Origin of the sequence: Candidatus Symbiopectobacterium sp. 'North America', from assembly GCF_015762685.1 — a bacterium.
Lineage (GTDB): Bacteria > Pseudomonadota > Gammaproteobacteria > Enterobacterales > Enterobacteriaceae > Symbiopectobacterium.
Genome location: NZ_PEHF01000052.1, coordinates 26396 through 32926, shown reverse-complemented (window position 1 = coordinate 32926; position 6531 = coordinate 26396). Strand labels below are relative to the sequence as shown.

Annotated in this window: 8 protein-coding genes and 1 pseudogene; 3 read left to right on the top strand and 6 right to left on the bottom strand. The window is 49.9% G+C overall.

What is annotated here, in order from left to right; all coding sequences use genetic code 11:
- Window positions 1-336 precede the first annotated feature (336 nt).
- From CS369_RS11790 to CS369_RS11780, 3 genes and pseudogenes are all read left to right on the top strand, one after another.
- A complete protein-coding gene (locus CS369_RS11790) occupies window positions 337-720 on the top strand; it encodes an MCP four helix bundle domain-containing protein (protein WP_196907239.1) in 384 nt (127 codons plus the stop codon).
- A 36-nt stretch (window positions 721-756) separates the two neighbouring features.
- A pseudogene (locus CS369_RS25195) lies at window positions 757-1982 on the top strand (methyl-accepting chemotaxis protein).
- Window positions 1979-2206 carry a hypothetical protein gene (locus tag CS369_RS11780; RefSeq protein WP_196907238.1) on the top strand — a complete coding sequence of 76 codons (228 nt, stop codon included), beginning with the start codon at window positions 1979-1981 and terminating at the stop codon, window positions 2204-2206. Before CS369_RS25195 ends, CS369_RS11780 begins: the two are co-directional and overlap by 4 nt.
- 96 nt (window positions 2207-2302) lie before the next feature.
- Here CS369_RS11780 and CS369_RS11775 read toward each other — a convergent pair whose 3' ends face one another.
- The 6 genes from CS369_RS11775 to CS369_RS11750 form a co-directional block, all read right to left on the bottom strand.
- Entirely contained in the window at window positions 2303-3418 is a 1116-nt protein-coding gene (locus CS369_RS11775) for an EscU/YscU/HrcU family type III secretion system export apparatus switch protein (RefSeq protein ID WP_307833695.1), read from the bottom strand.
- The gene (locus CS369_RS11770; protein WP_196907237.1) at window positions 3369-4142 is read right to left on the bottom strand and encodes an EscT/YscT/HrcT family type III secretion system export apparatus protein; all 774 of its coding nucleotides are present in this window, start codon (window positions 4140-4142) and stop codon (window positions 3369-3371) included. Before CS369_RS11770 ends, CS369_RS11775 begins: the two co-directional genes overlap by 50 nt.
- Window positions 4139-4405: an EscS/YscS/HrcS family type III secretion system export apparatus protein gene (locus CS369_RS11765; RefSeq protein ID WP_196907236.1), complete on the bottom strand. Its 267-nt coding sequence runs from the start codon at window positions 4403-4405 to the stop codon at window positions 4139-4141. Before CS369_RS11765 ends, CS369_RS11770 begins: the two co-directional genes overlap by 4 nt.
- Complete coding sequence (sctR, locus tag CS369_RS11760; protein ID WP_196907235.1) at window positions 4402-5049, bottom strand: type III secretion system export apparatus subunit SctR; 648 nt, start codon at window positions 5047-5049, stop codon at window positions 4402-4404. The genes CS369_RS11765 and sctR overlap by 4 nt, the downstream gene beginning before the upstream one ends.
- Window positions 5050-5143: 94 nt before the next feature.
- Complete coding sequence (locus CS369_RS11755; protein WP_196907234.1) at window positions 5144-6121, bottom strand: YscQ/HrcQ family type III secretion apparatus protein; 978 nt, start codon at window positions 6119-6121, stop codon at window positions 5144-5146.
- On the bottom strand, window positions 6069-6470 hold the full coding sequence (locus tag CS369_RS11750) for a hypothetical protein (protein ID WP_196907233.1): 402 nt from the start codon (window positions 6468-6470) through the stop codon (window positions 6069-6071). The genes CS369_RS11755 and CS369_RS11750 overlap by 53 nt, the downstream gene beginning before the upstream one ends.
- Between the last annotated feature and the right edge of the window lie 61 nt (window positions 6471-6531).

Here is a 6531-nt window from a genome sequence, read left to right as displayed (position 1 = left end):
ACCGTTTCCCGGTAATCAACATGGGCTGGCTAAAGTGGAGCGGTAATATGCAAAGTTATTTAGGTAACCTACTATAATTAAATTATATATTACCTATGATTTTAAAACAGCGGGTAGTGTGCTAAATAATTATATTAGGTGTTTTTTAAATAGACAAAACATATGGAATTTGTATGAATATTTTTAAAAATATGAGAATTGGCAATAGGCTTTTTTTAGAGTTTGGTGTGTTAATCATATTAACGATTGCATTAACCTCCCTAAGTTATTACTTCATAAAGAACATCGAGATTGAACTCGGAGAAATCACTGAAAATCGGATGGTGAAAGTTGGATATGTTACATGGCATCCAGGATATCCTTAATGCCAACATACGTATCCTGCGTGATATCATTCTACTCCCTGAAGATCAGAAGCAAGAAAAGCAAAACCTCAAAAATATTATCGAAAAAACAACCAACACTGCGAGTGAAATATATAAAAAACTTGATATGATAGTCAGTACCAATGAAGGCAGAGATTTATTCAACCAATTCATTGAGATTAGAAAAGAGTACAGCACTTATATTAATAAAGCCGTTAACTATGCCATGAAAGATAAGGATGACCAGGCAACAGCGTTGGTATTTGGTGAAATAGCCAACGTCCAGAGGGTTTATTTTAACAAACTCGCTGAATTTACTGAATTGCAAAAAACCTATATGGATAACGCAAAGTAAACAATCAAGGATTACACGAACAAAGCCCTGTACTGGATGCTACTGCTGTCGGTCATCTCAACTCTTTTAGGGTGCCTGATTTCCTGGCGCTTAACGCGCAGCGTCACTACCCCGTTAGCCATGGCGCTCTCTTCTGCGAAACGTATCAGTGTCGGCGATCTCAGTGGTGCGATAACGGCGGGCAGCCGCGATGAAATCGGCCAACTTCTGGAAGCGATGAAGGAGATGCAGTCAGCACTGACACGGATGGTTATCAGCGTCAGAAACAACGCCGAAAGCGTGGCTACCGCCAGCATGCAGATAGCCCAAAGCAACGCCGATCTGTCATCGCGCACAGAAGAGCAGGCAAGTGCGCTGGAAGAGACCTCATCCACCATAATACAGTTGGGAATAACAGTGAAAAATAATGCAGATAACGCTCGTCAAGCAAATGTGTTGGCGCAAAATGCGAGCTCGGTAGCGCAGCAAGGCGGCAATGTCGTGGATGATGTGGTGGAGACCATGAAGTCCATTAATGAGAGCTCTCACAGTATTGCCAATATAATCAACGTCATCGATAGCATTCTTTCCAGACCAATATATTAGCGCTCAACGCTGCCGTTGAGGCCGCCCGCACAGGGGAACAAGGACGCGGATTCTCCGTGGTGGCGGGAGAAGTGCGTAGTCTGGCACAGCGAAGTGCTGACGCAGCGAAGGAGATCAAAAGTCTGATTACCGCCAGAGTGGAGCGTGTCGATCAAGGTTCTTCGCTGGTTGATAAAGCTGGGGAAACGATGCAACAAGTTGTCGCGTCCATTAGCCAGTTAACCGACGCCGTCTCCGCCAGCGCAGAGCAATCGACCGGGGTTGAACAGGTAGGGATCGCTGTCAGCCAAATGGACCTGGTAGAGGAATCTGCGGCCACAGCACAAAGTATCAAGGAGCAAGCCGACCAGCTTGTCATAGAAGTGTCCGTCTTTAACGTTGCAGGTTATGACATTGCACCGCCATCGCTGAGAGTCGCGCAGACTTCAACGCCCGTCACTATGTTACCAACGCCATCTCGATCAACAGAGAAAAACGCGGACGATTGGACGAGCTTCAGATACACAGTGTACAGCACCCTGAGCATCAGGCTTTCGGGGCGCTATGGTAAAACCCAATACAACGATAAATATAAGGAAAAGATATGGGTAGTCATGGAGAGCGTCAGAAAATATTGGCCGATTACGATACGTTCTTATCTGAGCTTGAGCAGATTACGGCGCTGCTTCAGCAGATGATGCAAAAAAAGTATCACTCGTTGGATGTGTACATCAACAACTGCAATCACTTGAAAATCAATAAATTGCTGACTGAAGAGTCGTTTTCTGTCTATATCAAGGCACACCATGACGCGTTATACAACAAATACACCAGCCTGCTTATCGGGATAAAGCTGTATGAAAATCTCTTAACCAATTGTGGTCTGCAACAAGGATTTAACACGCACGTTGACAGTCAGTAAGCGCGATATTTATCGATTTTGCAAAGAGCACAACTCCATTATGGTTCTCTTTGCGCTTTGACAGGCACCATACCTTGGTCCGGTCTTTTTTTTCTGTCAGTTGAGCCCCTCTCCACCGACCTCCTCGCGAGACGCGTAATCGATCTGCAAGACAATGCGCAGCAGCGCGGCAACCGGCTCGAAAAGTGCATCAGGGATACGTTCGCCGCATTTCACATCATAAAACAGCGTGCGCGCCAGAGGGATGTTTTCTACCATCGGAATGCCCTCACGTTGCGCCAACTCGACAATGTGTTGCGCCATGGCATCCCTGCCTTTCTCCAACACGCGCGGCACTGGCATCGTCTCGGGATCGTATCCCAGGCAAACCACCAAATGCGTCGGATTGCGCACAATCACCGCCGATTGCCTGACGTTTTGTGCCAGACTGCCGCTTTGCACTTCGCGCTGTAGCGCACGACGACACTGTTTAATATGAGGATCGCCTTCCCTGTTCTTGTTTTCCTGTTTGATATCCTCTTTGCTCATGCGCTGCTGCTTCAATGTATGAAAACGCTGATAGCTATAATCCGCCACTGCCAGTACCAGATAAAAACCAAGCATGCCAAACCACATAAAACGCATGATGGAGGAAAAAGTGGGTAATGCGCAGTGAGGATCGCAGTAAGGCAACGCGCGAAACGTCGACGCGTAGGCATAGAACAACAAGAGAAAAATCACGCACAGCAGCACCACTTTCAAACAGGATTTGAGCAGTTCAACCACGCTGCGCCAGGAAACAATCTGTTTAAGATTGTTCACCGGGTTAAGTTTACTTCCCTTGAAACCTACGGCCTTACTGGCAACCACAAAACCAATTTGAATCAGCACGCTGAAAACGGTGGCAACGCTTACCATCGCTCCCAGATAAAGCAGCACCAGCCAGCACTCCTTCACCAGCGCATGCACAATCGTGCCCAGTGCATAGGAGAAAGGAGCATTAATAACGCGCAGAGATTCCTGGATGAGCAAGGTGATGTTTTGTACCAGCGCATCGGAAAAAAAATGAAAAAAAAGAAATAAAGCGAGCAGTTGTGCGCCGGAGGTCAGCTCAACGCTTTTGATCACCTGCCCCTCTTTTTCACCATCCTGCCGTCTTTTGTGGGTGGGTTGCTCCGTTTTCTCACTCATGTTGAGCCAACCACTCACCAACATGTTGGTAGAGGCGCTCACTCTCCACCAGATAGTGGTGCAACGCATAGGGCAGCGATACGATCAGCAGCAACAAGACCAACAGGCTTTTGATGGGCATAGCCAGAAAGAACACGTTCAACTGCTGCGCCGAACGATTCAACAACCCCAGCGCCATATCTCTCAACACCATCACTAACACGGCCGGCAAGGAGAAGCTTAAACACAGGTGATAGAGCGCCTGCCACTCCACCTTGATAAAATCCAACAGCGGCTGATTAAATGCCAGCGTATTGCCAGGCGGTAGGTAATGGTAAGAGTCATACAGCACGCTCAGGTGCAAATTTATACCGCCGCTAATAAAAAACAGCGCACAGAGAAACTGGCTGAACAACAAACCAAAAAGTGACGACTTGACAGACATCGCAGGGTTGAATACCGCGCTCATAGTTGCACCACGCAGTGAATCGATAATAAATCCCGCCATATCCACGGCCCAAAAAGGAATTGCGCCACAGAACCCCAATACCAGTCCGATAAGCAATTCTCCAGGAATATAGCTCAACCATGTCCACCCCTCACCAATATCCTGGGGCATTGGTACCACTGCCAACATCGGCAATGCAATCGCCATTAACACCGCGTTTCTCACTAACGGCGCCCCCAGATTCCCTGCCTGCAACAGCGGAAACAGCAGGGTCATCCCCAGCGGGCGCATCATAAGAAAAGCCAGATGCGCGATCTCTTCGTTAAGCACCAGATTCATGCATGCGCACTTATTTGCAATAGCACCTGGCGTGTATATCCCAGCAGGATGCCGCCAAGCCAGTGATAGGTCGCCATCAGCATCAGCGCCACGGCCAGCAGTTTGATCATAAATTGCAGGGTCTGATCCTGTATCTGCGTCAACGCTTGTAACAAGCTAACCAGTACGCCGACCACACACGCGACAACAATGATCGGCAATGAGGTCAGCAAGACGATCCACAACAGTTGGGTCATCAGGTACGTCAGAGTGGATTCATTCATACGAAACTCTGTACTAACTGAGCAAGGATCAGGTCCCAACCGCCGGCCAAGAGAAAAATCAACAGTTTGAACGGTAAGGCGATGGTCATGGGAGAGACCATCATCATCCCCATCGCCAGCAGGATATTGGACACCAACAGATCAATGGCAAGAAACGGCAGATATATCAATAAGCCGATACGAAACGCCTGGGTCAATTGACTGACCGTGAACGCTGGCAGCAAAATGAGTAATGAGTCGTCCTTCACCGTGCGACGCGCCTCTTCCGGCCAGGTTTTCGCAACCAGATTCTGAAAATAATGCACCTGCTTATCTTCAGTGTTTTTTATCAGAAAGTGGCGATAGGGCGTCAGCGCCTGACTGTCCCAACCGCTCATCCAGGCAGTTTCGCCCTCAACGGCGACCGGATGCCACTGCGCCTTTACCGCCAGTAGTGTCGGGGCCATGATAAACAGCGACAGCACCAGCGCAAGGCCATACAGCGCCATATTTGGCGGCACCTGCTGGATCCCCAGGGCATTACGCAAGATGGAAAAGACCACCGTCAGTTTGAGAAACGAGGTTCCCATTACGATAATCAGCGGCAGCAGTGAAAGCACAAACAGAAGCGCAATTAACTGCCAGGGAGAGTCAGGTAGTGACATGTGAGTTCCACGCTATAAAGTTGACGTCCCCTTATACCTCGGCTAAACCAGGCGCACCTACCGGGCATTCACCCCATCTTGCCCCCACCACCGCTCAATCTTGTGCAGTGAGATACCATTGCCGGATTTGCACCAAAAAACGGTCGCTGCAGCCAATCAGCGCACCTTTGCCAATGGCACAGCCATTCAATTTCAGTGTTACTTCCGGAGAGAACTCGGCGTTCACCGCCACTGTGTCGCCCACCTGTAGCGTTCGCAGTGATCCCAGTGTCAGCGTGACCTGCCCGACCTCAACCAACAATTTTTGCGGCAGTGCCGCAAGATCCACTGACATCGACTCGGCGCTAGCGGGTTGATCCGGTATTTCACTAGCGCTATTTTCAAGCTCAGCGCCTAACGCTCTACAGTGCATCGTGTTATCTCCGTTTATCTGGACATACGCCGCCTGCTTCAGCAACGGCGACAAGGAGAAATGCCCCGCACGTAAATCACCATACGGGTGTATTGGGATCCCTTCCCCCCGCGTCAGCCTCCGTAAAACAGACAGCGGGAGCTCACACTCTCCGGCATACAGCGCACATCGCAACGGTGGCAATGGACCAGTGGGGACACAATCAGGCACAAGCAACGCATGCAGATGCTTAAACCCAGCGTCAGTATTGCCAAACAGCACGGCCTGAAAAGCAACCTGTTCCACCTGCCAGGTAAAAACGACGCACCATTGCTCGGACAGCGCGCTACAAGGGCACGGTGCCGCATTCTCCCGCACCATGCTGGCCTGGCAATGTGCCAGCAATGGCGATAGCGCCCACTCTGCGATCTCCTCAAGCAATAACGCATTTACCGTTACCACCTCAGACGTGCCAAGCATCTGCTCGCACAGTGCCCGCCACCCGGTGTCCTCCAGCCAAACGTGGCTCACCGATGTGCCTTCATCGAAGGAAAGCGTTATAACTACCCCGGATTGAGCGCGTGTCCACGTTTGTAAACCGATATGCAATTCGCCTGCGTTTACGCCCTCAGGAGGAAGATACTGCGCCAGGTTCCACGCATCCTGGGTCGTCCTTAACATATTCAACCTCCAGAACAACGGCATGTCCTTCCTCGCGCAAACGCGCGCAGAGCCAAGATGAAATAAGGCTCAAGGTGTCGAACAGCTCGCGCTGAGGCACCTGGATACAAAGGTGAAGTTCACCGTCCCGCTCGCTGACCTCACACAGGATCACTTCCCCATTGCAACTCACCATGCGATAACGCTGTCGGCGATGCGCATAAGGTGAAAGCGGAGAAGAGGTGTAATGCGTTGCCTTTTGAGCTATCAGTTGCATAAATTTCTGAGCGTCCATCGCGGTTTCAGCATCGGTCGCTTCCGGCTCCGGCAACGTGTGCCACAGACTCCCTTCAACGCGTGTCCCGCTCATGAATAGCGGCTCATCGTCTACAGCCTGCATCGTTGAGCACACTGTGCAGTTTTTCCTTCTT